At 70.5% G+C, this 26,097-nt stretch carries 25 protein-coding genes; 18 read left to right on the forward strand and 7 right to left on the reverse strand.

Translation table 11 applies throughout. The features are described 5' to 3' along the window. Nucleotides 1-9 precede the first annotated feature (9 nt). Nucleotides 10-477 carry a glycogen operon protein GlgX gene (locus ABFJ78_RS18645; RefSeq protein WP_436387600.1) on the forward strand — a complete coding sequence of 156 codons (468 nt, stop codon included), beginning with the start codon at nucleotides 10-12 and terminating at the stop codon, nucleotides 475-477. A 361-nt stretch (nucleotides 478-838) separates the two neighbouring features. Here the strand turns inward: ABFJ78_RS18645 and ABFJ78_RS18650 are convergent, their stop codons facing one another. After that, a complete protein-coding gene (locus ABFJ78_RS18650) occupies nucleotides 839-1,861 on the reverse strand; it encodes an SDR family oxidoreductase (protein WP_436387601.1) in 1,023 nt (340 codons plus the stop codon). A gap of 149 nt (nucleotides 1,862-2,010) precedes the next feature. Between ABFJ78_RS18650 and ABFJ78_RS18655 the strand changes: the two genes are divergently transcribed. Beyond that, nucleotides 2,011-2,553, forward strand: coding sequence for a TetR/AcrR family transcriptional regulator (locus tag ABFJ78_RS18655; RefSeq protein WP_436387602.1), 543 nt, complete (start codon nucleotides 2,011-2,013; stop codon nucleotides 2,551-2,553). A 203-nt stretch (nucleotides 2,554-2,756) separates the two neighbouring features. On the opposite strand, the gene ABFJ78_RS18660 is transcribed toward ABFJ78_RS18655, so the two are convergent. Further along, the gene (locus ABFJ78_RS18660; RefSeq protein ID WP_436387603.1) at nucleotides 2,757-3,341 is read right to left on the reverse strand and encodes a TetR/AcrR family transcriptional regulator; all 585 of its coding nucleotides are present in this window, start codon (nucleotides 3,339-3,341) and stop codon (nucleotides 2,757-2,759) included. A gap of 102 nt (nucleotides 3,342-3,443) precedes the next feature. On the opposite strand from ABFJ78_RS18660, the gene ABFJ78_RS18665 reads away from it, so the two are divergent. Together ABFJ78_RS18665 and ABFJ78_RS18670 are read left to right on the forward strand one after the other, a co-directional pair. Further along, on the forward strand, nucleotides 3,444-4,493 hold the full coding sequence (locus tag ABFJ78_RS18665) for an aldo/keto reductase (RefSeq protein ID WP_436387604.1): 1,050 nt from the start codon (nucleotides 3,444-3,446) through the stop codon (nucleotides 4,491-4,493). Next, nucleotides 4,490-5,212, forward strand: coding sequence for a DUF998 domain-containing protein (locus ABFJ78_RS18670; RefSeq protein WP_436387605.1), 723 nt, complete (start codon nucleotides 4,490-4,492; stop codon nucleotides 5,210-5,212). The genes ABFJ78_RS18665 and ABFJ78_RS18670 overlap by 4 nt, the downstream gene beginning before the upstream one ends. 525 nt (nucleotides 5,213-5,737) lie before the next feature. On the opposite strand, the gene ABFJ78_RS18675 is transcribed toward ABFJ78_RS18670, so the two are convergent. Continuing rightward, nucleotides 5,738-6,649 carry a LysR family transcriptional regulator gene (locus tag ABFJ78_RS18675; RefSeq protein WP_436387606.1) on the reverse strand — a complete coding sequence of 304 codons (912 nt, stop codon included), beginning with the start codon at nucleotides 6,647-6,649 and terminating at the stop codon, nucleotides 5,738-5,740. Between the two features lie 70 nt (nucleotides 6,650-6,719). Between ABFJ78_RS18675 and ABFJ78_RS18680 the strand changes: the two genes are divergently transcribed. Further along, a complete protein-coding gene (locus ABFJ78_RS18680) occupies nucleotides 6,720-7,658 on the forward strand; it encodes an SDR family NAD(P)-dependent oxidoreductase (protein ID WP_436387607.1) in 939 nt (312 codons plus the stop codon). Between the two features lie 443 nt (nucleotides 7,659-8,101). After that, nucleotides 8,102-9,364, forward strand: coding sequence for a hypothetical protein (locus ABFJ78_RS18685; protein ID WP_436387608.1), 1,263 nt, complete (start codon nucleotides 8,102-8,104; stop codon nucleotides 9,362-9,364). A gap of 203 nt (nucleotides 9,365-9,567) precedes the next feature. Here the strand turns inward: ABFJ78_RS18685 and ABFJ78_RS18690 are convergent, their stop codons facing one another. Then, nucleotides 9,568-10,164, reverse strand: a complete 597-nt coding sequence (locus ABFJ78_RS18690; protein ID WP_436387804.1) for a TetR/AcrR family transcriptional regulator — start codon at nucleotides 10,162-10,164, stop codon at nucleotides 9,568-9,570. Between ABFJ78_RS18690 and ABFJ78_RS18695 the strand changes: the two genes are divergently transcribed. After that, entirely contained in the window at nucleotides 10,165-10,866 is a 702-nt protein-coding gene (locus tag ABFJ78_RS18695; RefSeq protein WP_436387609.1) for an alpha/beta hydrolase, read from the forward strand. It abuts the gene before it with no gap. A gap of 473 nt (nucleotides 10,867-11,339) precedes the next feature. On the opposite strand, the gene ribA is transcribed toward ABFJ78_RS18695, so the two are convergent. Continuing rightward, nucleotides 11,340-12,593, reverse strand: a complete 1,254-nt coding sequence (gene ribA / locus ABFJ78_RS18700; protein ID WP_436387610.1) for a GTP cyclohydrolase II — start codon at nucleotides 12,591-12,593, stop codon at nucleotides 11,340-11,342. 38 nt (nucleotides 12,594-12,631) lie between these two features. After that, nucleotides 12,632-13,153: a MarR family winged helix-turn-helix transcriptional regulator gene (locus ABFJ78_RS18705; protein ID WP_436387611.1), complete on the reverse strand. Its 522-nt coding sequence runs from the start codon at nucleotides 13,151-13,153 to the stop codon at nucleotides 12,632-12,634. 78 nt (nucleotides 13,154-13,231) lie between these two features. On the opposite strand from ABFJ78_RS18705, the gene ABFJ78_RS18710 reads away from it, so the two are divergent. From ABFJ78_RS18710 to tcuA, 8 genes are read left to right on the forward strand one after another with little or no spacing between them, the layout of a single operon-like run. Then, nucleotides 13,232-13,711 (forward strand): flavin reductase family protein, encoded by a 480-nt coding sequence (locus ABFJ78_RS18710; protein ID WP_436387612.1) that lies wholly within the window; start codon nucleotides 13,232-13,234, stop codon nucleotides 13,709-13,711. A gap of 55 nt (nucleotides 13,712-13,766) precedes the next feature. Beyond that, nucleotides 13,767-15,068 carry an MFS transporter gene (locus tag ABFJ78_RS18715; RefSeq protein WP_436387613.1) on the forward strand — a complete coding sequence of 434 codons (1,302 nt, stop codon included), beginning with the start codon at nucleotides 13,767-13,769 and terminating at the stop codon, nucleotides 15,066-15,068. After that, nucleotides 15,065-16,054 (forward strand): Ldh family oxidoreductase, encoded by a 990-nt coding sequence (locus ABFJ78_RS18720; protein ID WP_436387614.1) that lies wholly within the window; start codon nucleotides 15,065-15,067, stop codon nucleotides 16,052-16,054. Before ABFJ78_RS18715 ends, ABFJ78_RS18720 begins: the two co-directional genes overlap by 4 nt. After that, complete coding sequence (locus ABFJ78_RS18725; RefSeq protein ID WP_436387615.1) at nucleotides 16,047-16,529, forward strand: PaaI family thioesterase; 483 nt, start codon at nucleotides 16,047-16,049, stop codon at nucleotides 16,527-16,529. The genes ABFJ78_RS18720 and ABFJ78_RS18725 overlap by 8 nt, the downstream gene beginning before the upstream one ends. Further along, nucleotides 16,529-17,551: an LLM class flavin-dependent oxidoreductase gene (locus ABFJ78_RS18730; RefSeq protein ID WP_436387616.1), complete on the forward strand. Its 1,023-nt coding sequence runs from the start codon at nucleotides 16,529-16,531 to the stop codon at nucleotides 17,549-17,551. Before ABFJ78_RS18725 ends, ABFJ78_RS18730 begins: the two co-directional genes overlap by 1 nt. Further along, on the forward strand, nucleotides 17,548-19,164 hold the full coding sequence (locus ABFJ78_RS18735) for an AMP-binding protein (protein ID WP_436387617.1): 1,617 nt from the start codon (nucleotides 17,548-17,550) through the stop codon (nucleotides 19,162-19,164). Before ABFJ78_RS18730 ends, ABFJ78_RS18735 begins: the two co-directional genes overlap by 4 nt. Further along, complete coding sequence (locus ABFJ78_RS18740; RefSeq protein ID WP_436387618.1) at nucleotides 19,157-20,086, forward strand: pyruvate carboxyltransferase; 930 nt, start codon at nucleotides 19,157-19,159, stop codon at nucleotides 20,084-20,086. Before ABFJ78_RS18735 ends, ABFJ78_RS18740 begins: the two co-directional genes overlap by 8 nt. A 14-nt stretch (nucleotides 20,087-20,100) precedes the next feature. After that, nucleotides 20,101-21,552 carry an FAD-dependent tricarballylate dehydrogenase TcuA gene (gene tcuA / locus ABFJ78_RS18745; protein WP_436387619.1) on the forward strand — a complete coding sequence of 484 codons (1,452 nt, stop codon included), beginning with the start codon at nucleotides 20,101-20,103 and terminating at the stop codon, nucleotides 21,550-21,552. On the opposite strand, the gene ABFJ78_RS18750 is transcribed toward tcuA, so the two are convergent. Beyond that, nucleotides 21,540-22,880 (reverse strand): MmgE/PrpD family protein, encoded by a 1,341-nt coding sequence (locus tag ABFJ78_RS18750; protein ID WP_436387620.1) that lies wholly within the window; start codon nucleotides 22,878-22,880, stop codon nucleotides 21,540-21,542. The genes tcuA and ABFJ78_RS18750 overlap by 13 nt on opposite strands. Nucleotides 22,881-22,936: 56 nt before the next feature. Between ABFJ78_RS18750 and ABFJ78_RS18755 the strand changes: the two genes are divergently transcribed. From ABFJ78_RS18755 to ABFJ78_RS18765, 3 genes are all read left to right on the forward strand, one after another. Beyond that, nucleotides 22,937-23,551 (forward strand): NIPSNAP family protein, encoded by a 615-nt coding sequence (locus tag ABFJ78_RS18755; RefSeq protein ID WP_436387621.1) that lies wholly within the window; start codon nucleotides 22,937-22,939, stop codon nucleotides 23,549-23,551. Nucleotides 23,552-24,102: 551 nt separating this feature from the next. Then, nucleotides 24,103-25,056, forward strand: a complete 954-nt coding sequence (locus ABFJ78_RS18760) for an alpha/beta hydrolase (RefSeq protein WP_436387622.1) — start codon at nucleotides 24,103-24,105, stop codon at nucleotides 25,054-25,056. After that, on the forward strand, nucleotides 24,998-26,038 hold the full coding sequence (locus ABFJ78_RS18765) for a LuxR C-terminal-related transcriptional regulator (protein ID WP_436387623.1): 1,041 nt from the start codon (nucleotides 24,998-25,000) through the stop codon (nucleotides 26,036-26,038). The genes ABFJ78_RS18760 and ABFJ78_RS18765 overlap by 59 nt, the downstream gene beginning before the upstream one ends. The last annotated feature ends 59 nt before the right edge of the window (nucleotides 26,039-26,097 follow it).

Consider the following 26,097-nt stretch of genomic DNA (forward strand, 5'->3'; position numbering starts at 1 on the left):
GTCTCGGAGATGACTCTCGACCAGCAGGTGCAGCCGTCTGAATCCGGAACCCGGCCGGATCCGGTCCCCGAGCGGTGCGAACTGCGCTACGACCAGCTCTTCGGCTGGTCTGTGCGGAGACGCGGCGTCCAGTCCTTCCTGGCGCTGGAGAGGGGCATCTGCGCCGTGACGCTGCCGAAGCTCAGCGCCGGACCGGTCATCGCCCGTCTCGCTGCCAACGGCTGCGCGGGGCCGGCCTTGGTGATCCCGATGCGGCGTGGCCCGCACGTGGCTCTGCTTGCCGAGGTCGACGGGCTCATCCCGTCCCGATCGGAGTTGCCCGAGGACGCCGAGGTGCTCGCGTGGGGCGCGCTGCTGCCCTTGCCCGATCGAGCCCGCCGGGACGCCGCGGCGGAATGGCTCATCGCGCCCGACCCTCGGCAGCGGTGGCTCCCCAGCTTGGACGCAGTGCTCGCCGGCATTTCTGCCCGCCGCTGACTGCCCGACATCGTCGAGACAGGGCCCATCGCTACTTCGCCGCGCACTCTTGCGTCCACGGTAGGCGCGGGTGGCCATCTGGCGGGGCGGGCGACCACAGCCGCCGTCACTCGGCGATCCGGTCAAGATGGCCGACCGCGTCATCGCGAGTGCCCGGCAGTCGCCGGCCTCGAAGCAGCTCGTGCTGGGCAGCGATTCGTTCCGCTTCCCGCGAGGCCGCTGGCGGAGTGCCTTGCCGACGTCGAGGCGCAGCAGCACACCGCCGGAGGCACGGACTTCACCGAATAGGTCAGCTACCGTTCGAACCCCGGCGGACCAGTCGAGTCGCCGTGGTTCGGGCCGAGGCCGGTCGTGGTCGCCGTCAGGCGCTCGCGCCTTGAAGGGCGAGCAAGCTCTCTGCGGTGTCGGCGATGGTGTCCTCGATCGGCCGCGGCGACCAGCCCAGCAGGTCCTGCGCCTTCTTCGAGGTGGCGTCGAAGTTCTTGCCCAGCTGCGGGCGCAGGATGCGCAGGCCGGGGTTGACGCGTGCGAGGGCGCGCGCGGTCCACACCGGCAGTTCGCGCGTGGGGACCTTCGACGCGCGGTCGCCGAGGCGGTCGCGAAGGATCGCGGCGATGTCGCGCACCCAGAGGCTGTGCCCGGAGATCGCGAGGAACCGCTCGCCTGCCGCGGTGGGATCGGTCATCGCCCGCAGGTGCAGGTCCGCGACGTCGCGTACGTCCACGTACCCCATCGCGAACTTCGGCAGCGCGGGCAGTTCGCCGTCCAGCATCCGCTGGAGCAGCCCGAGCGAGGGCGAGTAGTCGGGGCCCAGAACCGGCCCGAACACACCCACGGGGTTCACGACCGCCAGCTCGACACCGCCGTGCTCGGCGACGAAGTCCCACGCCGCTTTTTCCGCCAGGGTCTTGGACTTCTGGTACGGCGCGATCCCGCCGTCCACATTGCTCCAGTCCTCCTCGGTGAACACTCGCGACTTCTCCGGGTGTCCCATCCCGACCGCGCCGAACGCCGACGTCAGCACGACCCGTTTCACCCCGGCTTCGCGCGCGGCCCGCAGCACGCGCAGCACGCCGTCCCGGGCGGGCGCGACCATGTCGTCGTCGCTCTGGGACAGGCTGGTGAGCGTGGGGGAGGCGACGTGCAGCACGTAGTCGCACCCCTCGACCGCCTCGCGCCAGCCGCCGTCCTGCTGCAGATCCGCCTGCAGCACGGTCAGCTTCGCGTTTTCGGGTGCTCCGCCGGCCCGCAGCATCTCGCGCACCACGGATTCCTTTTTCAGGTCGCGCACCGTGGTGCGGACGGTGTGCCCGTCGGCCAGCAGGGCGAGCACGCAGAAGCTGCCGATGTAGCCGGAGCCGCCGGTGACCAGTACTTGAGCCATGGATTACCTCACAAGGTCTCGGGAGAGTGGCATTTCTCGAACCGGCTCGGGTTGCTCCGGGCTTGGTGCACCGGGTGGTGCTCCTGTACGGTTCTGGAGAGGTCTCCACATAAACTACCGGAGACGTCTCCGGATAGCAAGGAGGTCCCGTGGTCCGCTCGGACGCCCGCGAAAACAGGGCTCGCATCCTGCAGGTCGCCCGCGAAGCCTTCGCCGAGGACGGTGAGGTCTCGATGAACCAGATCGCACAGCGTGCCGGGGTGGGACCGGGCACCCTGTACCGCAACTTCCCGACCAAGGAGGCTCTCGTTCTGGTCGTCTACCAGCACGAAGTCGACCGGCTCATGGAGTCGGTGCCGCAGCTGCTGGCGACGCACCCGCCGCTGGAGGCGCTGCGGCAGTGGACCGTCGACCTGGTGGCCGCCATGCGGAAGAAGCACGGTCTCGGTGACGCCCTCAGTCCCGACGCGCACCAGGTGATCGCCGAGCAGACCTACGGTCCGGTCATCGCCGCGATCACGCAGCTGCTCGACGCCGGCAAGCACGACGGCACCATCCGCGCCGACGCCGATCCGCGCGACTTCCTGCAGCTCACCGGCGCCCTCTGGCGGGCGGCCTCGGGACCGGAAGACCGCTCGGCGTCCATGCTGGCCCTCATCCTCGACGGACTGAGCGCTCACCGGCGCTCGTGACGCAATCACCGTTCATGGTGCCGGTTCTTGCGCTGTCGCTGCGGCGTTCCTGCTCGAATCCGGGCGCGATCACCCGAAAACCACGCTAACCGGTGAATCCGCGTGCCTGTGGCGGTTCACGAAACGATGGCCGGCGAAAACTGTTGCCGTGACAGAGGTCCCTCATTGCTGCGACATGGTGCATGCTGCAGGTCGCCGGCTGTTCACGCTGGTGGGGGCGCTTGTTCGAGACCGGAGAACACGGTAGCGATCAGGCGTCGTCCCTGGGTCACGCCGTCGTCGTTGTTCGCGACCCGCCACAGGAAGCTCATCAGCATGATGATGTCCGCCGGATCGTGCCCGGCGGCAATGGTGCCTTCGGCCACGCAGGCGTCGACGAGCTTCTTCACCGCCGCGGTGGTCGGCGCCCACGAGGCGCTGATCACATCCTGGGCGGCGGCGCTGTGCAACGCGTCACCGAGGCCGTGCTTGATGCGGATGTAGGCGGAGAGGGTCTCGAACCACTCGATGAAGGCGGCCTTCGCGGACGAGTGTCGCTCGAGGGCGTCGTCGGCGGTGGTGGTCAGGCGTTCGATGTCGTGCTGGTAGGCCGCGAGGATCAGGTCTTCTCTGGTGGGGAAGTGGCGGTAGAGCGTTCCGGCGCCGACGCCGGCGCGTTTGGCGACCTCGCTCAGTGGCACGAGCGGGTTCTGCGCGAACAGTTCGTGGGCGGCCTCGATGATCGCGACGCGGTTGCGCGCGGCGGCCTTGCGCTGCGTGCCGTAGGTGGTCGGCGGCTGGACGGTCATCACTCCATAGTGCCCCCTCGTTGACTCGCGGACAATCCTCCGCTAGTTTCGAGAGCACTTGCGGAGGATCGTCCGCGAGTTCTGCCTCTCAGGAGATCTCCCATGCGTTATGTGAAACTCGGAGCCACCGGCCTGGACGTCTCGCCCATCGCGATCGGCGCGATGACCTACGGCGAGCCCGACCGCGGCCACCCCGTCTGGTCCCTCGGTGAAGAGGACGCCCGTCCGCTGATCAAGCACGCCCTCGACGCCGGCATCAATTTCTTCGACACCGCGAACATGTACTCCAACGGCTCCAGCGAGGAGATCCTCGGCCGCGCGCTGAAGGACTTCGCCGATCGCGACGACGTCGTGATCGCCACCAAGCTGCGCCACCCCATGCGCCCGGGTCCCAACGGAAAAGGCTTGTCCCGCAAGGCGATCATGACCGAGGTCGACCACTCCCTGCGGCGGCTGGGTACCGACTACATCGACCTCTACCAGGTGCACCGCAACGACCACGCCACCCCGCTGGAGGAGACCCTCGAAGCGCTGCACGACCTGGTCAAGGCCGGAAAGGTGCGGTACCTGGGCGCGTCGTCGATGTTCGCCTGGGAGTTCGCCAAGGCGCTGCACCTGCAGAAGCAGCACGGCTGGGCGCGGTTCGTGTCCATGCAGGACCACTACAACCTGCTCGCCCGCGAGGAGGAACGCGAGATGATCCCGCTGTGCCTCGACGAAGGCGTCGGCACGATCATCTGGAGCCCCCTGGCCCGCGGCCGCCTCGCCCGCGCCTGGGACGACGCCAAGTCCACCGCCCGCGCCGAGACCGACGGCGGCTACGCCGACATGCTCTACTCGCCCACCGAAGAGGCGTCGAACCACGCCATCATCGACGCGGTCGGGAAGGTCGCGGCCGAGCACGGCGTGAGCCGCGCCTCGATCGCGCTGGCCTGGCTGCACCGCCAGCCGGTCGTCACCGCCCCGCTGGTCGGCGCCGGCTCGACCACGCAGATCGACGACGCCATCGCCTCACTGGACGTCGAGCTCACCGACGAGGACGTCCGCGCGCTCACCGCCCCCTACACGCCGCGGTACGACTGGCAGGGCGTCTCCGATGAGGCGACCATGGACGCGATCCGCGCCCGTGTGCCGGGAATGGCGCTGAAGTGACGCCGATCGTGCGCTCCGGCGCTGCGGCCCGCGTCGGAGCGGTTCTGCTCTTCATCGGTCCGCTGGTGTCGTGGGTGGCCGAACTCGTCACGGCGGCGGCTTGGCAGGAGCCGCACTACTCGCTGTTCTACAACTGGGTCAGCCATCTCGGGCTGACCGGCCCGAGCCAGGTCGCGTTCGGACAGGTCGGGAACTCCCCGCTCGGGGCGGTCATGGACATCGGCTGGGTGCTCTACGGCATCCTGCTGATCGTCGGCACGTTGCTCACCTTCGACCTGCGCGGAGGACCGCGGCCGATCGTGATCGTCGTGCTGGCGGTCCTGGCCGGTGTCGGCGTGTCGTGCGTCGGGATCTTCCAGGGGTCCAACGCGAACGTCGCGAACGGCCTGATCGTCTTCCACACCTACGGTGCGCAAGGCGTGATGCTGGCCGGGAACCTCATGGCGATCACCGTCGGCGCCGCCGGGAGCCGGATCGGCTTGGGCCGTGGCCGCCGGATCACGAGCATCGTGCTGGGTGTCTTCGGTCTGGTTGCGTTCGCGGTCTTCATGGCGGATGTGTTCACCGGCTGGGCGTGGAACATCGGTCTGTTCGAGCGGGCCGTGATCTATCCGATCATGGTCGGCCACGTCGTCCTCGGCAGCGGGCTTCTCACCGCTCGGGCCGCCCGGACCGCCCAGCACACGTCGCAGCGCCAGCCGGTCCCCGCCGGCCGATAACAGAACCCGGGTGGGCCGACCTCGCGCCGGTCCGCCCGGGACAGAGAGAGCGAGAAAGACCTGACCGAGGTGCTGGTCACGGGAGAAGGAACCGGCTACGTCGGCGGGTGAGCGGTCATCGCCCTCCTGCAGTGCGGCTACGACGTGCGCGCCACGGTCCGCTCGGCATCCCGAGAGCAGGCGGTGCTCGACGCCGTGTCCACCGAAGGTGATCAGGGCGGGCGGTTGAGCTTCGCACACGCCGGCCTGGATGAAAGACGACGGCTGGGATGCCGCGATGGACGGTGTCGAGTTCGTCCTGCACGTCGCCTGACCACTGGGCGACGGAGGAGACAATGGCCCCGAAGCGCTGATCGTTCCCGCCCGCGACGGCGCGCTGCGCGTGCTGCGCGCAGTGACCCGCGCCCAGGTGAAACGGGTCCTGATGACCTCTCCCGCCAACGCCGGCCCCATGTCCTGCAACACCGAGGGTGTCACCGACGAGACACGGTCCGGAACGCCCGGGATCGGCCAGCTGTCTCTCGATCAGGCGTCTGTGTCCAGAGCGGCGGCGCGCAATGCGGCGGCGACGCGGGCCGCCGGTTCCGAGAGCGGTCGTGGAAGGCGGGCGAGTACGACGCGTCGCTGCTCTCCAGGTCCGCCGCGGACTGCCATCACCCGCACCCCCGGCGGCACCACGGATCCGAATGCACCGGGCACGGTCGTGATGCCGCAGCCAACGGCGACGAGGTGCAGCTTCGCCAGCCAGTCGCGGGCGGTGTGCGCGATCTCGGGCCGCTCGTCCAGGCCGGGCCACACACCCATCACGTGATCGTCGCCCGAGCCGCCGATCCAGCGCTGGCCGCGCAGGTCGGCGACGTCGACGTACTCCCGGCGCGCAAGCGGGTGGCTCTCGGACACGGCCACGCGCAGGCTGCGCTCGGTGAGCGTCTGCAGGACCAGCGCCGGTGTTTCGGCGTCGGGCGGTCGGAACGGCGGCGCCGAGGCCAGCAGCGCCAGCTCGACAGTGCCGGCACGCAGAGCGCGGATCAGCGCGGGGGTACGGCCTTCCCGGCTGAGCACGGTGATCGCCGGGTGTGTCCGTCGCAGGGCCGACAACGTCCGGGGGAGCAGGTCGGCACCGGCGGTCGGAATCCACCCCAGCCGGACCGTGCCCTGCTCATCCGGTAGTCCGGCCAGTTCGCGGGCGGTGGCGTCGAGCTGGTTTATCACGTCGGCGGCGCGGCGCACCACGAGCTGCCCGGCCGAGGTGAGCCGCACGCCGTCGTGGCGCCGTTCGAGCAACGGCGTTCCCGCCGCGCGTTCCAGCGACGCGATCTGCCGGGAGACCGCGGACTGGGTGTAGCCCAGCGCGGCCGCCGCCGCGGTGAGCGTGCCCCGCTCGGCGACCTCGCGGAACACCCGCAGCGCGGTCAGCGACGCATCGGAGAAAGCCATGAGCCAACTGCATACCAGGTTTGCGTTTCCTTCGCTGCCGTCATGGCAGGAATGCTCCTAGCGTGGAGGTATGGACCTGATCAAGACTCCTTTCGGATTCAGCAGCACCGCCGCGGAAGTCGCCACGGGCATCGACCTGACCGGCCGGCGGGCCGTGGTGACCGGCGCCTCCTCCGGCCTCGGCGCCGAGACCGCCCGAGCCCTGGCCGCGACCGGCGCCGAGGTCACTCTCGCCGTCCGCGACGTCGAAGCCGGCCAGCGTGCTGCCGCCGACATCGCTGCCACCACCGGAAGCCGCGCGCTGCACGTCGCCCCGCTGGACCTCGCCGACCCGGCATCGGTCGCCGCGTTCACCGGCTCCTGGAGCGGCCCGCTGCACATCCTCGTGAACAACGCGGGCGTGATGGCCACGCCCGAGCAGTACACGCCGCGGGGCTGGGAGTTGCAGTTCGCCACCAACCACCTCGGGCACTTCGCCCTCGCGACCGGCTTGCACGGCGCACTGGCCGCCGACGGCGCCGCCCGCATCGTGGTGGTCAGCTCCACCGGGCACATGCAGTCGCCGGTCGTCTTCGACGACGTTCACTTCGCGTTCCGGCGTTACGACCCGTGGCTGGCCTATGGCCAGTCGAAGACCGCGAACGTGTTGTTCGCCGTCGAAGTGACGCGCCGTTGGGCTCGTGACGGCATTACTGCGAACGCGCTGATGCCGGGCGCGATCTACACGAACCTGCAGCGCCACACCGGCGGCCGCGGCAGCGGCCAGGTTCCGCCCGAGCTCATCAAGACGCCGGAACAAGGCGCCGCGACGTCGGTGCTGCTCGCCACCTCACCCCTGCTTGTCGGAATCAGCGGCCGCTACTTCGCTGACTGCAACGAGACCGAAACCATCGACCGCCGCGGCGAAGCCCCGGCCCTGCACGGTGTGGCCCGCTACGCGCTCGACCCCGACAGTGCCGACCGCCTCTGGATCCTGTCGGAAACCCTGCTCGCGAAAGGAATCGCATGATCACGAAGGTCGCTCCCGTCACCGGCGCCACCTAATACCTCGGCCTCGCCCTGGTCGAGAGACCCGCTGGCAGCCTGTCCACTGAGGACACCGTCTACCTCACCGGCCGGGACGCCGGGCGCGTCGCCCAGGCGGTCCAAGCTCTGGCCGCCGGCGAGGCCGGGTCCGCAGCGAGGGTCTCGCCGTCGTCGGCCCGCACGAGGCCGACCGCCTCACCGCGCGGCTGCAGGAGCCAACCGGGCGCCGGGTTGGACGGCGTCGGTTGGCGGCCACACCGGCTGCGCGCCAGCATCGGGTTCGCCCGCGTCGAACGAGTGGAGCACCTTGCCGAGGACCGTGCACGCGACGTGTTCGCTGCCCGATGCATCGACTGGGGCCCGGTGCCGATCGTGTGGTGCCACGGTGTTCCTGGCCCGTTGGTGGTGCGTGGCGGGGACGTTCAGGTGCTGGACCACACGAACCCCGGCCGGGTGCACCACGATGAAGCGCACCCGTCGTGGGCTGCCGTCGAGGGGGTCCTTCTGCGAGGTTCGGTGCCGGCGGGCCGAGAACCCCATCAGTGGCGTCGTGAACCCCGGCCGCGGACAGGACATTCCTCGTGGACCGACGAGGGCTCGGCGCGCCGGGCGATCTACCGGGCGACCGGGTTCACCAAGCCCGCCGCGGCTCTGCCCGTGGGGGATTACCTGCGTATCCATCGAGATCGCTGGCCAGAGGTTGACCAGGACGTCGACGAGGGCTTCGCTCGAATCGAGGATCTCCGCCTTCTCGACTCCGACGTCGCACGGCAGCTGTTTGCGGCTGCGGGGTGGGACACGACCGTCGTGGTCGCGACCCTGTACGCATTGCCCGGCGTGGTGCTTCTGCGGAGCGAGCACCTCGTGGAGGTTCAGGCGCAACCGAACGCGGAGCGGAACGCCTGGGAATTCCGAAACCCGTGGAATCCTGAGCCGCCGATGGAGTTCTGCGACAGCCGCAGTCGGACAGAAGCTGAGCGGCGAGCGGCGGAGACCGTCGACGCGGCCTGCCGCCCGCAGATCGAGGAGCAGGACTGGTATCCGAGCAGATACCGCGACCCCTTCAAGCGACGGCTGGCGCTGGAGTCCCGGCACGGAGTGCGGATGGTGCCGCTGTCGGCGTTGCCGTGGCCTCACAACCAGTCGAACTGCCGATTAGGTCCCCTCGCCGGCACTCTCCGGACTGCAGTGATTGATGCGCAGACCGCTCATGCCGCCGCATTCCTATCCCAGGACGGTCGTACCGCGATGGAATCGTGTCGTTACCATCAGCCGGACTGGCCGCGCCTGGTCGGAATCCTGGTCGACATCCTGGGCTCCGCCGGAGCGGGCGAGCCGCAGCCGCGACAGCACCCGGATTACCGTCGGCTTTCCGCTGAAGACCAGCAGTGGCTGGGCTCCCTCCTGGAGGAGCCGATCGACTGGGATGACCGCGACCAGTCGCTGACCAACGGCCAACACCGCGTATGCGCACTGCGGGCAGCACGAGTTCAGCCCTGTCCGGTCCGGGGAAACTACCTGCTCGACACCGACTACGGCTCCGCAATCCCAGCGACGAAACAAGCGAAAAATGCAATTCGCGCGAGTTGGCGGCGCTATGCCAGTGAGCGAGGCTGGCCGAGGTGGGTCGGCACCCTGATTGGCAAACTTCCACCCGCAATGCAGACGCGAATATCTATGGAATATTGATTCAATTGTTGATCGCGGAGGGTGAGGGCCACGTCCTGGTGGAGCACTGGAGTCGAGGAGTCTGTGTGCGACCTAATCATTTGGGCGAGCGGAAGCTCTGCGGATCCAGTGATCTCGGAGAATGCGTTCGTGCACCGCTCGAGTGAGCGGGCGTCGGCCCTCGCTCCGCGCCTCCGCTCAGTGTGAGCTGCCGGCCGCCGTCGCTAGTCGGTCCGCGCGAGGCCCGCGAGGAGCAGGTCGATCATGCGCCGCGCCTGGTAGCCCGGGAACGTGTCGGCTCCGATGCAGAGGTTGCCGACGCCGAGCATCAGGTCGAAGGCCCGGATGTCGTCGCGGGTCCGGCCGGTCGTGGCCGCTGCCTTCAGCAGCCGGTCGAGAACGGGCAGCAGGCGTTCGACGAACTCGGCGTGCAGGCTCTCGAATCCCGCTTGATCGGAGCGTAGTGCCTCGGCCAAGCCGTGCTTGGTGACCAGGAAGTCGGCGAACCGGTGCACCCAGTTCCGCAGGGTGTCCTCCGGGGATTCACCGGCCGCGGGCGTGGTGGCCGCGAGCGCGTCGACCTGGTGCCGGAAAACGGCGACGACCAGGTCCGCGCGGGTGGGGAAGTGCCGGTAGATGGTGGCGATGCCGACGCCCGCTTCGGCGGCGATGTCCCGCACGGGGGCGTCGACCCCCGTGCGGACGAACACGGTGGCGGCGGCGTCGAGAAGTGCCTGCTCGTTGCGGCGAGCATCGGACCGCTTGCTCTGTTGGTGCTCAAGCCCGTCGGCCTGGCGGCTGGAGCGCCTGTCTTCTACCACATGCACGGCGGTGGCATGATCATCGGCAACAGCCGCACGGGAGTCGGCGCCGTTCTCGACTGGGCCGTCGGCAACGGTGCCGTCGTGGTGTCGGTGGAGTACCGGCTGGCACCGGAACACCCCGATCCGGCGCCGATCGAGGACTGCTACGCGGGTCTGTTGTGGACTCATGAGCACGCCGCGGAGATCGGCGGCGACCCGGACCGGATCGTCGTCACCGGGGCCGGCGCCGGTGGCGGGCTCGCGGCCGGTGTGGCACTGCTCGCCCGCGACCGCGGCGGGCCCCGGCTGTTCGGCCAGGTGCTCATGTGGCCGATGCTCGACGACCGGCTCGTCACGCCGAGCAGCCGGGAACTCGACGGCGAGGGCATCTGGGACGCCACCAGCAACCTGACCGGATGGACCGCGTTGCTCGGCGAACGCAGGGGCGGCGCCGACGTCAGCAGCTACGCGGCACCGGCCAGAGCGACCAACCTCACCGGCTTGCCCACCGCGTTCGTCGACGTCGGCTCTGTCGAGACCTTCCGCGACGAGGCCGTCGACTACGCCACCCGGCTGCTGCGGGCCGGCGTCCAGACCGAGCTGCACGTCTGGCCGGGCGGCTTCCACGGATTCGACGGCATCGCCCCGCACGCCTCGCTGTCACAGACCGCATCGGCGACCCGGTCCGCCTGGATCCGGCGACTACTGGCCTCGGGTTGACGACGCCCCTTCTCACCGCGGCTCCCCGCATGGCGCTGGAAGGCTGCGCGGCGTCAAGGGCGGCGTGATCGTCCGGATCCAGCATGATCCGCGTGATCCCGGCGGCGCGAATGGATCGCACATCGTCGGGTGAACGGGACGAGACCGACGACGACTTCCGGTTCGACGAGCTTCCACTGCGGCTGGACGTCCTCCGGCTCGTGGTGGGTGTGGACGATGGTGGCGTAGCCGGACTCGTCCAGCGCTGCTGGGCCGGCCTGTCGTCGCTGGTTTGGGACGTTCGTGCGACCTCGGCGCTGGTCGCGACATGGCGCTGTCCTGGACCGCGCGATGTACAGGCAACAATGTCGCGGCTGCTGCGACCGGAGGCCTCACGCACCGGACCAAGCCGGCCGGCATGGAGTGAGAGCCAACCGATCGTCAGGACTCGAAGTCGCTCGTCGGCCATATGAGCCGACGCGCAGACAACCCGATCAGAATCGATAGGTCTCAGCGACGTTCTCGGTCATTCGGGAGGTCTCGCGTTCGTCGAACAGGTGGCCCATGCGGTGCTGCTTGGTGGCCAGGTAGCGAAGGTTCGCAGGCGCCGCACCGGCCGTGAGCGGGAGCCGGTGCGCGACGGCGATCCCGCCGGCTTCCAGGTGCCGGATCTTGTCGGGGTTGTTGGTCAGCAGCTGGACCCGGGTGATGTCGAGGTCACGCAGGATTGCCGCGGCGGCACCGTATTCGCGTGCGTCGGCCGGCTCGCCGAGCCGGAGGTTGGCGTCCACTGTGTCCAGTCCGTCGTCCTGGAGTTCGTATGCCGCCAGCTTTTTCGCCAGCCCGATGGCCCGGCCCTCGTGTCCGCGCAGGTACACGAGCACCCCGCCGTCGCGTCCGATCCGCGCCAGTGCGTCGTCGAGCTGGGGGCCGCAGTCGCAGCGCCTCGAGCCGAGGGATTCGCCGGTGAGGCATTCGGAATGCACCCGCACGATCACCTCGCCGCGGGGCCTGCCGCGGACGAGCGCGAGATGGTCGGCGCCGGTGCGCAGGTCGAGGTAGCCCAGCGCGCGGAAGCGGCCGTATCGGGTCGGCAACTCGGTCGCGGCGGTCTGCACCACGCGCGGCTCTTCCGTGGTCGGCAAGGGATTCCGGCGCCGGTAGGAGATCAGGTCCGCGATGCTCAGCGTAGGCAGGTCGAACCGGCTCGCGAGCGCGTCGACGGCCGGGCCGCGGAGCATCGACCCGTCGTCGTCCACCAGTTCCGCGATGGCTGCCACGGGCGGCACACCCGCGAACCGGCACAGGTCCACCGCTGCCTCGGTGTGTCCTGGCCGCTCCAGTACGCCGCCGGCGCGCGCACGCAGCGGCAGGATGTGCCCGGGGCGGGCGAAGTCCGTGGCCGCGGCCGCCGGATCCGCGAGCATCCGCAGGGTGCGGGCGCGATCCGAGGCGCTGATCCCCGTGGTCACCCCGGTCCTCGCGTCCACGGTCACGGTGTAGGCCGTGCCGTGCGGGTCCTCGTTGCGCTCCACCATCGGAGGCAGGCGAAGGCCGGCTGCACGGCGCGCCGTCATCGGCGCGCACAGCAGTCCCGATGTGTGCCGGACGGCCCAGGCTGTCCAGTGCGTCGTCGCGGCGTGCGCGGCGAGCACCACGTCGCCCTCGTTTTCCCGGTTGGCCGCGTCGGTCACGAGCACCGGCCGCCCCTCCCGCACGGCGGCCAGCGCCATCGTCACCCTGTCCATGAGGCAAGTATAAGCATGCTTACGCTATCTGCGCATGCTTACTCATCGGTCCGCCCCATCTCCCGAAGCTCGCCCTCGACGACGAGCGCGGCCTGTCGCAGCTGACGGTCGGCGGCGACGATCTCGTCGTGACCGAGCACCGCCCCCAGCGTGTCGCTGATCTTGAGCACCTCGGTGCCCATCTCCTCCAGCGCGGCGAGGCCGGCCTGGGTGACCTTGAGTGAGAGTGCCCGTTCGCTCTCCGGGTGCGCGCCGCGAGCGACGAACCCGCGCTTCTCCAGCTGGGTCACGATGCGTGTCATCGTTTGCGGACGGGCGTAGCACCGCCTGGACAGCTGGGCCAGCGTGAGATGCGGCCGGTTGGCCAATATCCGCAGTGCCGTGTAGCTGGACAGCGTCATGTTCCACGGTCGCAGCCGCGCATTGCCGATCCGCGAGATCGCGCGCTCGAACCGGAACGCGGCGTCGATCAGGGAGGACGCTTCGTCCATGTCTGTCGCCGGGTGCGCGGGCGAGCGACCGTCGTCGAACGGATCGATGTAAGGCAAGGGATCGGTCACCCCTGCAGCCTAGAGCGACCTCGGCACGCGTGGGTCAGCATGCTTGCATCAACGTTCGCAGGCTTATATGGTCTCAGCATGCTTACATCAACGCGATTCCGATCCGTTCTGGGGCACTTCCCCAGCGGCGTCGTGGCGATCACCGGGCGGGACGCCAACGGTGGGCCGGCGGGCATGGCTGTCTCGTCCTTCACGTCGGTCTCGCTCGACCCGCCCCTCGTGGCGTTCCTGCCCGGCAAGACGTCCTCGACGTTTCCGGTGCTCGCCCGGAGCGGCACGTTCTGCGTCAACGTCCTCGCCGCCGGCCAGGAGGACATCTGCCGCGCGCTGGCGATGTCCGGAGTAGACAAGTTCGCCGGCCTGCCCTGGCGCCCCGGGCCGCACGGAGATCCCGTGCTCGAGGGGGTCGTGGCCTGGATCGGCTGCACGATCGAGGCCGTGCACGACGCCGGCGACCACCACATCGTCATGGGCCGCGTCGACGACCTGGCGGCCGACCCCGCGGCGGAGCCGCTGCTGTTCTTCCGCAGCCGGTACCACCACCTCGCGGCCGCCTGAGCCGCCCGGACCCGGCGTCCGACCCGGGGCCACGACCTCAACGGAGAGGCATGTCATGACCACACCGGCGGAAGTGAGACGCACGACGCTCGCGGCCTCCATCGGCAACACGGTGGAGACCTACGACTACGCGGTTTACGGGTTCCTCGCGACCGTGCTGGCCAAGGTCTTCTTCCCGGCCGCGAGCACCGCGGCCGGCCTGCTGTCGTCGTTCGCGGTGTTCGGCTCGGCGTTCCTGGCCCGCCCCGCGGGCGCCCTGGTCTTCGGCCCGATCGCGGACCGGCTCGGCCGGCGCCCCGCGCTCGTGGCGTCCCTGCTCCTGATGGCCGGCGCCAGCACGCTGATCGGCCTGCTGCCGGCGACCGGGACGATCGGCATCGCGGCACCGGTCCTGCTGGTGCTGTTGCGGTTCACGCAGGGACTGGCCGCGGGCGGCGAATTCACCACCGCGATCATCTACGTCGCCGAGTTCGCGCCGCCGGACCGGCGGGGCGAACTGGCGAGCCGCGTGCAGGTCGGCAGCCTGACCGGTTTCCTGCTGGGGGCGGTCGTCGTGCTGTCGCTCAACGCCGCGCTGACCCCGGCGCAGCTGCTCGACTGGGGCTGGCGGGTGCCGTTCCTGCTGGCCCTGCCCATCGGCGCGATCGGCCTCTACCTGCGCAGCCGGTTCGGCGAGACCCCGGAGTTCCTCGCCGCCCGCCGCCGGCCGTCCACAGCGGACACGACCGTGGACCGGCAGTGGTCCTCGGTGTTCCTGCTCGTCGGCGTGTCCGTGCTGCACATCGTCGGCATCTACATGGTCTATACCTATGTGCAGAGCTACCTCATCCAGCTGCGCCTGTCCGCCCTCACCGCCACCTCGGTGATCGCGTTCGCGCTGGTGGCCGGGATCTTTCTCGTGCTGGCCGGCGGCCGCGCCTCGGACCGGACGGGGCGCCCGAAAGCCTTGCTGGTGTCCTCGCTCGCCGTGCTCGTGGTGAGCTATCCGCTGTTCGCCGTGCTGGCCACCGCCCCGCCGTGGTGGCTGGCCATCGTCTGCACGGTGCTGCTGTCGGCCGGCCCGGCGTTCTACTCGGGCATCGCGCCGATCACCTACGTCCAGCTCGTTCCGGTGCGCAGACGCGGCAGCGTCGTCGGCATCTCCTACAACGTCACCGTCGGCATCCTCGGTGGCTCGGCGGTGTTCATCTGCCAAGCACTGATCGAACTGACCGGCGACCGTCGCTCACCCGCGTACCTCCTGCTGGCCGCGGCCGCCGCCAGCGCCCTCGCCGCGTTCGCGCTGACCCGCCGCGCCGCGCGGCGCCCCGAACCCGCCCCGTCCACCCTGCCGATGTCCGCGGAGTCCAGCCCATGACCACCTTGCCCCTGTCCGATGCCCACGGCCTCGTCGTGGCCGCCATGGCCAAAGCCGGGCACACCCCGGACGAGGCCCCCGTCATCGCCGATCACCTGCTCGACTGCGAACTGCGGGGGCTGACGTTCGGCGGCCTCGCCCGTGCCCTGTCCATCGTGGAACGGATCCGCGCCGCGGGCGAGGCTCCGCGGCCGATCCGGGTCACCGCCGAGACCCCGGTGTCGGCAACCATCGACGGCGGCGACCAGGTGGGCTACCTCGTCGGCATGCGGGCGCTCGACCTGGCCGTGGCGAAGGCCCGCGCGCGGGGGATGGCCGTGGTCGGCGCCCGCAACACCTGGTACACCGGCATGTTCTCCTACTACCTGGAGAAGGCCGCCGCGGCCGGGCTCGCCGGGATGATCGCGGGCAGCGGGCCCGCGGTGGTCGCCCCGCACGGCGGCACCGAAGGAAGGTTCGGCACCAACCCGATCGCGTTCGGGTTCCCCGCCACGCCGGTGCCGGTCATCTGGGACATCGGCACCTCCGCCGTGATGCACGGCGAAGTGGTGCTGAAAGCGCGGCTCGGCGAACAGCTGGAGGCGGGCCAGGCCTACGACGCCACCGGGGCTCCCACGCTCGACCCCGCGGCGGCGCTGGGCGGCGCGTTCGGCGTGTGGGGCGGGCACAAGGGTTCCGGCCTGGCCATGGTGGTGCAGTTGCTCGGCATGATGAGCGGTGCGGCCGCCGCTCCACCGGGCATCTCCGACTGCGGGTTCTTCGTGCTGCTGATCGATCCGGGCGCTCTCACCGACGCGGACGACTACCACCGCCACGTCAGCGAGTACGCCGCGTCGATCCGGGCGACCCGGCCCGTCGCAGGGAGTTCCGCCGTCCGGGTGCCGTTCGACCGGTCCGTCGCCTGCCGCGAGGAGGCGTTGCGGCGCGGCACGATCGAGGTGCCGGACACGGTGGTCGCGGCCCTGCGGAAGATCGCGCATGAGTGACCGCCCGGACGACTTCGGGATCGGCCCGTCCCCGTCGGGACGGCTGCTGTGCGGTGGCTGCACCCCGGACGACCGCTGCCGCCTCGGTGTCGGGATCGCGCACGCGGGCGAGGGCGCCGTGACGTTCGACGTGGTCTGCCCGCGGCACTGGCACGGCGGACCCGAGGTAGCGCACGGCGGCTGGACCGCGGCGGTGTTCGACGACGTCCTGAACGCGGTCGCGCTGCGCAGTGAGACCCGCCTGGTCACGAAATCGCTGCGCATCTCCTACCACCGCCCCGTTCCCGTCGAACGGCCGCTGTCCGTGGTGGCGCGGATCGACGGCCACACGGGCAGGCGCTGGGAGGTCTCCGCGCGCATTACCCTCGCCGGCGGCGGCCCGCCCCTGGCCACCGCCACCGCGGAACTCCGCACCCGGCGGCCCGGCCACTTCGCCAGGCACCAGGCCTGGCCGGCACAACTGAGGAGGACATGATGGTCGAGTTCTTCACGGGGCTGCAGCCCCTCGACACCGGTGAGACCGGACCGGAGGAGATGATCGCGCGGGTCCGGGAACTGGACCGTTCGCAGGCGGTCGACCGCGTCCTGGTGGGGTACTCCTCGACCTGGCCGCACAACCACGCGACCGCACCGTTCGCCCTCGCGCTGACGGAGAAGTTCTCGCCGATCGTCGCGCACCGGCCCGGCGTCATGCCACCGGTGGCCGCCGCCCGCTACTTCGCCACGCTCGACGTGCTGGCCCGCGGGCGGCTCGCCGTCAATGTCGTCGTCGGCGGCTCCGACAAGGACCTCCGGCGCGAATCGGACGCCCTGCCCAAGGCCGAGCGCTACCGGCGTGCGGTCGAGTACCTCGACGTCGTCCGGCGCACCTGGACCTCACCCGGGCAGTTCGACCACCACGGCGAGTACTACACCGCCGACGCGGTGAAGATCCTCACCAAGCCCGTGCAGGGCCAGGTGCCGATCTTCATGGGCGGCGAAAGCGACGACGCCGTCGACTTCGGTGCCCGCCACGCCGACCTGTACATGCTGTGGGGCGAGCCGTTCGCGGGCACGAAGGAGCGCATCGAACGGGTCACCGCGGCCGCGGCCGGCTACGGCCGGAAGCTGCGGTTCTCCCTGAGCCTGCGGCTGTTCCTCGGGGACACCGACGACGACGCCTGGGCCCAGGCACGCGCGGTGGAGCGGCAGATCGCCGAAAGCAGCGGCACGTTCCTGCGTTCGTCCTCCACCGACGCCTCCGTCGGGCGGCAACGGGCGCTCGCGCTGACCGACGAGGAGCTGCACGACGACTGCTTCTGGACCGGGCTGACGAAACTGCTGGGTGGTTTCGCCAACTCGCAGGCGCTGGTCGGCACCGAGGAACGCATCCTGAACACGTTGGGCGCCTACCGTGATCTCGGTGTCGGCGCCTTCCTGGTGACCACCGGCGCCGAGGCGGCCTGGGACCCGGCCCTGGAAGGGTTCCTGACCCGGGTGAAGAAGGAGCTGGCATGACCGGAACCGGCACGAGGCCCGAAGAGCGCGCGGCGGAAACCGTCGGGGGGCTGATCGCCGCGCGAGCACGGGAACACCCCGGCAAACCCGCACTCGTGGTCGACGGCACCGAGCTGACCTACGGCGAGCTGGACCGGGCGGTGTCCGAGGTCGCGCGCGGTCTGCTCGCGGTCGGTGCCACGCCAGGCGACTCGGTCGGCGTTCTCCTGCCCAACCGCGCCGAATACGTGCTCACGTGGTTCGGCGCGGCCCGCGCCGGGCTCGTCGAGGTCCCCGTCAACACCGCCTACAAAGGACAGTTCCTCGACCACGCGCTGCGTAGTACCGACGTACGGATCCTCGTCACCGAGCCCGCGCTGCTCGGCCTCGTCGCCGACCTCCCGGAACCCCCGCACACGCTGACCACGGTCGTGGTACTCGGCAACGCCGCGCCCGGCCGTACCCCGCCGGGGGTACGGGTGCTGAGCTGGCGCGAACTGCTTGCCGCCGGCGCCCCGGCACGCGAACTTCCCCAGGTCGGCCCCACCGATCCGGTGGCCATCATGCTCACCTCCGGCACCACCGGCCGCAGCAAGGGAGTCGTGTACCCCAACCGCATGCAGGTCGTCGCCGCCCGGGAGTGCGCGACGCAGCTGGGCACGACGTCTGACGAGCGGCTGTACACGTGCCTGCCGCTGTTCCACGGTGCCGCCCAGGTCAACATCACCCTGCACGGCCTGTCCGCCGGGGCCACCGTCGTGCTCGGCCGCCGGTTCTCCGCCAGCGGCTTCTGGGACGAGATCCGCGCGCACCAGGTCACCCAGTTCAACGCGCTGGGCTCGATCCTGCCGGTCCTGCTGGCCCGGCCACCGTCCGAACGGGACCGTGACCACCAGGTGAAGCGGGTGTTCGCCGCGCCCGCACCCCCGCAGGTTCTGCATCCGTTCGAGGAACGGTTCGGCGTGCACATCGTGGAGGGCTACGGACTCACCGAGATCAAGAACGTCCTGTACAACCCCCTGGACGCCCGCAAAGTCGGCTCGATCGGCCTGCCCACCGAGTCGTCGATTCTCGAAGTCCACGACGAGTCCGGGAACCGCGCGGCACCCGGCCAGGCCGGGGAGATCGTGTACCGGCCGCGCCGGGCGGACATCATGTTCTCCGGCTACCGCGGCGAGCCCGAGGCCACCCTCGCGACCATGAAAGACCTCTGGTGGCACACCGGAGACCTCGGCTACACCGACGAGGACGGGTACTTCTACTTCATCGACCGCAAGAAGGACGCATTGCGCCGGCGCGGCGAGAACATCTCCTCCCACGAGGTCGAATCGGTCCTGCTCGCCTACCCCGGCGTGGTCGCGGCGGCGGCGGTCGCCACCCCCTCCGAGCTGGGGGAGGACGAGGTGCTCGCCGTCCTGCAGGTGGGATCCGGTCGGGAGGTGGACTTCGCCGATCTGTTCGCGCACTGCGACCGTTCCATGCCGCACTTCATGGTTCCCCGGTACTACCGCGTCGTCGACCGGCTACCCGTCACCCCGACCGGCAAGGTCCGCAAGACCGACCTGCGTGGCCAGGGCCGGGACGAGGCCTGGGACGCCCACGCCGCCGGATTCACCCCGGCTCGCCATGTCTGAGCGGCGGGCGGCGCGCATCCGCGAAATCGCGCCACGCCTGACGTTCCAGGACCACGTCGTGCCGACCGAGGTCAAGGCCGAGCTGGTGCGGCGGCTCGTCGACGCCGGGATCCGCGCGTTCGAGCTGTCCTCGTTCGTGCGGCCCGATCTGATCCCGGGGCTCGCCGACGCCGAGAAGGTGTTCGCGACGGTTCCGCGCGTGCCGGGGCTGCGCCTCGGCTGCTGTGTCGGCAACCTGCGCGGCCTGGCGCGGGCGATCGACGCGGGCGCGGACAGTGCCTCGTTCCTGTTGTCCGCGGACGAGGCCTTCGCCCGCGCCAACATCGGCCGCTCCACGGTGGACTCGCTGGCCGAGCTCGAGCGCATGGCCGCCTACGCCGCCGGCCACGACATCGTGCTCGGCACGTACGTGATCTTCGCCTGGGGCGGCCCCACCGGACCCGCTCGCGGCGGTGAAGATCTCGGACCACTGGCCGACCGGCTGCTCGACATCGGCGTGGACCACTGGATCCTCGCCGACTCGTCCGGCTACGCGGCACCACCACAGATCCGCGAACTCGTCACCGCCGCGCTCGCCCGCATTCCCGCCGAGAACCTCACCGTGCAGATCCACGACGCCCGCGGCATGGGATTGGCCGCGCTGCTCCTTCTGCTCGACCTCGGCGTCCGGAACATCGACACCGCACTCGCCGGCAGCGGCGGGCATCCGGCCATGCCGGGCACCCGGGGCGGTGGTGTGTGCACCGAGGACGCCGTACAACTGCTCGAACTGTCCGGTGTGGATACCGGGATCGACCTGCCCCGCCTGATCGACAGCGCGAACTGGCTGGCCACCGAAACCGGCGTGCCGTGCCAGGGGTTCGTCCGGCACACCGGCCCGGTGCCGGACCGGCCCGGGCAGTCGCTTGCCTTCCGCTGGTGAACCAAGGAGGACCAATGCCGAACATCGTCGTCGCCGGAGCGGGCCTGACGGGGCTTGCCGCCGCGATCTCCGCCCGCGAGGCCGGAGCGAACGTCGTCCTGCTGGAAAAGGGCAGCCGTGCCGACGTGGGCGGGAACGCCGCGTTCTCGGGCGGGCTGTTCCTGTTCTGCTACGACGGACCGGACGATCTCACCTCGATCACCCAGGACTTCGAACCCGGCCTGCGCGCCGGGAAAATCGTCGCGCCGCCCTACACCCGCGGGGCCTACGCGGCCGAGTTGATGGCGATGAGCGACGGCCGGGCCGACCCGGTGCTGGTGGCCGCGCTCGCGGAACGCTCGCTGGACACCGTGCGGTGGCTCGCCGCGAAAGGGGTGGGCTTCACCTTCAACCGGACGCTCGGTGCGCGCGTGCGCGACGGCGTGCTGCACATCCCGGCCGGGCAGATCCTGACCAGCACGGGCGAAGGGATGTCGCGCGGGTTCGAGGTGATCAAGCCGCTGCTGCGCCACGCCGAGCGGGTCGGCGTCGAGCTCTGCTGGTCCACCCCGCTCATCGACGTGATTCGCGAGGACGGGCGGGTCACCGGTGTGCTCGCCGGCGACGGCGTGGTGCCGGCCGACGCGGTGGTGATCGCCAGCGGCGGATTCCAGGCCAGTCGCGAGCTGCGGCGCCGGCATCTGGGACCCGAGTGGGAGAACGTGAAACTGCGGGGCACGCGCCTTTCGACGGGTGACGGGATGCTGGCGGCGCTGCGGGCCGGGGCCGGCGAGGCCGGGACCTGGTCGAGCTGCCATTCGGCCGCCGTGGACCCGACCATGCCCGCACCGGAGCGCAGCGAGGCGTCCCCGCCGTTCCCCTTGCACGGGTTCTGGCTCGGGGTACTCGTCAACCGCGACGGCGAGCGGTTCGTCGACGAGGGGCCCGGCCCGTGGGTGAAGAACTACTCGAAGATGGGCAAGGCGATCATGCGTCAGCCCGGCCGCGAGGCGTACGAGATCTTCGATCAGCGCACCGCGGCGCGCGTGGCCGACGAGTTCGCCGGGGCCGCGGTCCCGGTCGCCGCACCGACCCTGACCGAGCTCGCCGAGCGCATCGGCGTGCGCGCCGAAGCGCTGGTGGGCACGATCGAGGAGTTCAACCGTGCTTGCCGGGACGAGGGGAGCACGACGGGGATCACGCCGGCCAAGTCACACTGGGCCACCCCACTGGACCGCCCGCCGTTCGTCGCCTACCACGCGACCGCCGGGCTGACGTTCACGTTCGGCGGCGTGCGGATCGACCCCGACGGGCGCGCCCTGGCCTCCGACGGCAAGCCGGTGCCCGGTTTGTACGCGGCGGGCGAGGCCACCGGCGGCCTGTTCTACGGCGACTATCCCGGCGGCGCCGCCCTCATGCGGGCCGCGGTGTTCGGGCGCGCGGCGGGCCGGACCGCGGCGACCGAGGCCCTGCCTCAGCGCGGCTGAAGGGTGTGCAGCAAGCCGGTCGCGGAAGGTGCCCGGTCCAGGCCGTCGACGCACGCCAGGATCGCTTCGCCGCCGGCGCGGCCATAGACCGGGTCAGCGGCCAGGTGGAACCGCCGCACGATCTCGCCGGCGGTCATCGAGGGGAAGGTGTCCTGCTCGGCGGCGAGCACGCGCCCGTCGTCGAGCAGCACCTGGACCCGCGCTCCGTTGCGTGCCGGAAACCGCGCCGACAGCTCCGGGTCCGCGACTAGCCGTGACCGGGCAGCGAGCCGGTTCGTCTCGGGATCGGCCGGGTTCCGCCAGTTCCGGTCGAGAATTCCGCCGGCCACGAGCACGGAGGCCACGCTGAACTGCACGCTGAGCTGCGCGGCCACGACATCGATGATCGGGCCGCCGTTGTCGCAGCCGGGATACCGGGCCGCCTGGTCGGCGAGTCCGACGAGGACGGATTCGATGCGGGCCGGATCGGGGTGATGCCGCCGCACGATCTCCTCGGCGAGCCGGCAAGGCCCCTGCACGTAGATGCAGGCCGGGGCAGGCTTGTGCACGATGTCGCGGATCGCGAAGCGAGTCCCGAGTCCCTCGGTGAGCCGGTGTGCCCGGCTCCGTGCGCCGAAGGCCGCGAGCAATCCCGCCGCACCCTCGACCGCGCCGCCGGACGCGGTCAGCCCGGCGGCCGCCAGCAGGGCCGACTCGACACCGGTCCGCGCGGCCATCGCCGAATGCAGCACATGCTCCTGAGTACCAGCCCGTGCCCACTCGTTGAAGCCGCACGCCGCATTCGCCGCCATGCCGAGCGCTGCCCGGGTCGCGGCCTCGCCGAGGGCGAGCAGGTGGGCGCACGCGGCGGCAGCCGCGACGGGGCCGATCACCCCGGTCGGCCGGAAGGTCGCGGCCACCTCGGGCGTGATCACCGCCGAGCCGAGCCGGCACATCACCTCGTAGCCGACGACCGCCGCGGACAGCAGTCGCCCGCCGGACGCCTCAGCCTGACCCGCAAGTGCCAACAGCGCGGGGAAGACCACCATGCCGGGGTGCGACGAGCTTTCGACGTGCGTGTCCGTGCGACCGGTCGCCGCCGCAGGCACGCTGTTGAGGTAAGCCGCCGTCGGCGCGGCGGCACGCGCCGCGGTCCCCAAGATCAGCGCGTCTCCGGCGGGTTCGCCCAATGCCTGCAGGGTGATGCGCGCCTCGACGGAGGGTGTCACAGCCGCGGACAGAAAGTCCACCAGGCACAGTTTGACCTTGCCGATGACGTCCGCTGGGAACCGCTGCGTGGTGGCCGCCACGCAGAAACCCGCCAGCTCGCTCCCGATGTCGTCGCCCATACCCGGTAGTATAAGCATGCTGACGGTAGACACGCATGCTTATGGAGGACCTTGTGGTGCTGTACGAACTCGCCCATCTCGCGCTGAAGCTCTACACGGTGCCCAAAGCGCTTTCCGCCCTCGAGCATTACGCGACGGCCGCGTCGGCGCGCGGCAGGCTGCTCGGCTGCTGGGAGACCGAGCACGGGGAGATCGTCGGCCGGGTCCTGCTGCTCCGGGAGTTCGAGGACGCGGAAGCGCTCGCCGACGAGCGGCAGCGGATCCTCACCAGCTCCGACCCGTTCGGAGTCGGCGAGCACCTGGAGTCGTTCACCGTCAACAGCTACGCGCCGTTTCCGTTCGTTCCGCCCGTCCAAACCGGACACTACGGCGACGTCTACGAATTCCGCACCTACAAACTCAAGGTCGGCGGGCTGCTGCCCACCATGGCCGGCTGGGAAGCCGCGCTCCCCGAACGCACCAAGCTCTATCCGCTCACCACGGCGATGTACGGCCTGGACGGGATCCCGCGCATCACCCACATCTGGCCGTTCCCGAGTCTCGACGAACGCGTGGCCATCCGCCGCAAGTCCTACGAGCGGGGGATCTGGCCCCCGCGCAACGGTCCGGAGAACATTGCCCATGCGACCTCCAGCATCGCCATTCCCACCGCCTTCTCCCCATTGCACTGAGCCGCGGCCATCCGGGAGGTCGCGGAGTCGACGAGGTGCCCGGACCGAGACCCGCGGCCTGCACAGCACGCGCGCCTTCGCGGCGGTCGCGCACCTGGCCGGTGCCGAGCCGGTCACCGCCCAGCGGCTCCAGGCACTGCGCGGTGGCCGAAACGACTTGACGTAGCAGATCCGGCGGTCCAGGTCTGTGCTGCCTGTCGCCGGTGCCGTCAATCGCGCCGCAGCGGGTGATGGCCCTCCGTCCGGGACTCCGGCAGCCTGGAATCGTGACCGGACGGCGGCGACTTTCGCCGACGAGTTCGACGTGTTGCCGGGTCAGCCGAACAAGCCGGCGTCCCAGACACCGTCATCGGTCGTTTTTGCCTGCGACCACCGAGTCCTGTGCGCCGACCCGGCAGACAACGCGCCACCAGCGCCGATCGGGCCTGGCTCCGCGGTCAAGACATCACCTGCGGTGTTCCCTTGACCGCCCTCGGCCCGCCTCTCTGGTGGGTGCGTATCCCCAATGTCGGGGAGGGCGCCGGCCGGAAGGGCAGGCCAGACTTTTCGGCATGACTCCGACGTTTGTCTTCGTGCATGGCTCGAACAGCAACGCTCGCTCCTGGACGACTGTTCAGCGTGAACTGGCGCTGCTGGGCCACCGCTCGCTGGCCGTCGATCTTCCGGGGCACGGTACGGGCGCCGGCTACACGGCCGCTTACCAAGCGCCCCAGGACATCGCCGCCTTCGCCGAAGCGCCGTCGATGCTGGCCGGGGTGAGCTACGCCGACGGCGTGCGGCACGTGATCGATACCGTGCGCCGGGTGCGGGAGCACGGGCCAGTGACCGTCATCGGGGCAAGCCGCGCCGGGCTCGTGCTGACCAGCGTCGGCAACGCCGTCCCCGACCTGCTCGACCGGATCGTCTACATCTCCGCCTGGTGCTGCGTGGACCGGACGGTGCCGGAGTACATGCAAGCCCCTGAGTTCGCCACCAGCAAGTTGGCCGCACTGCAGCCTCTGATGATCGGCGACCCCGCGAAGCTGGGCGTCATGAGGTGGAACTGGCGCACCGCCGACCCGGACCTGCTCGCCGCGCTGAAGGTGGCGTTCCTCGCCGACGGCAGCGACCAGCAGTTGCTCGCTCTGATCAACGGCTTCGAGCCGGACGAGATCCTCGACTTCGGCACCGACGTCGTGGACAAGGACACCTGGGGCCGGGTCCCGCACACCTACATCCGTCTCACCGACGATCAGGCCATCCCACCCGCCATGCAGGATCTGCTCATCGCCCAAGCCGACGCGCTCACCCCGGACAACCCGTTCGACGTGCACTCGCTGCCCGGCAACCACGCAGGCTTCGGGCTTCCCGCCCATGCCCGCGCGGTCGCGGCCATCCTGGACAAGGAGCTGACCAGGGAGCACAGTGAGAGACGTGACGTGGTCGGGGGAGCCGCCGCCACGGCGGTTGACGGCGCAGTTGACAGCGGCGACAGCGCAGGGCGCCGGCTACCGGGAGCTGAGTGAGGCGATCTCGCGAGCGGTCGCCGCCGTGGTGCCCCACGACGGCCTCCGGCTGGCCGGCACCACCCCGACAGCAGGGGCCGGACCGGCGTCATTCAGTTTCTGGCACGAGTTCGACCCCGACCTCGGCATGGCGTTGCTCCACATCGCCTTCGCCGGCGACGACCCGTGCTCGATGGAGGAACTCGCCCGGCGATCGCAGCCGGTCGGGGTGGTCGGCACCGGCAGCGGGCGACGCCACCGAGCCGCCCGGCGGCTGCTTGCCGACCACGGGGTCGGCAGCGAGTTGCGGCTGGTGCTGCGGGACACGCGCGGCGTCTGGGGAATGCTGGAGCTGCTGCGGGCACAAGGCGGCCGGGCGTTCGACGAGGACGACGCGAACCGGGCGACGCAACTGGGAGCAACGCTGATCGCCGTCCTGCGCGCGCACGTCACCGCTGGGCCCGCGGCACCAGTCGCGCCGAGACTGCCCACGGGCGTGATCGTCGTCGGCCCGGATCACGCGATTCGAGCGGCTACACCGCAGGCACACGGCTGGCGGGAACAACTCCAGGCCCGCCAGCGTGCCCCGGACTTCACCAGCACGGCATACTGCGCCGGGTTGTCGATGCAGGCCCGCCGGCGCACCCGCGACCCACACGCCCCCGCCCCGCTCGTCGTGGGTCCGCCGGCGAGCTACGGCCGATGGGTCACCTGCCACGCCCAGCCCTTGACCAACGCCGACTCCGAAAGCGGCTCCAACGACGTCGCGATCATCGTCGAGACCGCCACCAGCGAGCAACTGCTCCCCTCGTTCTGCGACTGGTACGGCATCACCGTGCGCGAACGCCAGGTCATCGAGCACCTGCTCGACGCCGCCGCGCCCAAACAGATCGCTCGTCGCCTCGGCCTGTCCGCACACACCGTCAACGATCATCTCAAGGCGACATACCGCAAAACCGGCACCAGCGGGAGGGACGAATTGCTCACCGCGCTCACCGGCTGACCACCTGACACACCCGCCGGACTATCCGATGCTGCAACGCATCACAGTCCACGACCACC

Origin of the sequence: Amycolatopsis sp. MEPSY49 (genome assembly GCF_051337345.1) — a bacterium.
Classification (GTDB): Bacteria; Actinomycetota; Actinomycetes; order Mycobacteriales; family Pseudonocardiaceae; genus Amycolatopsis.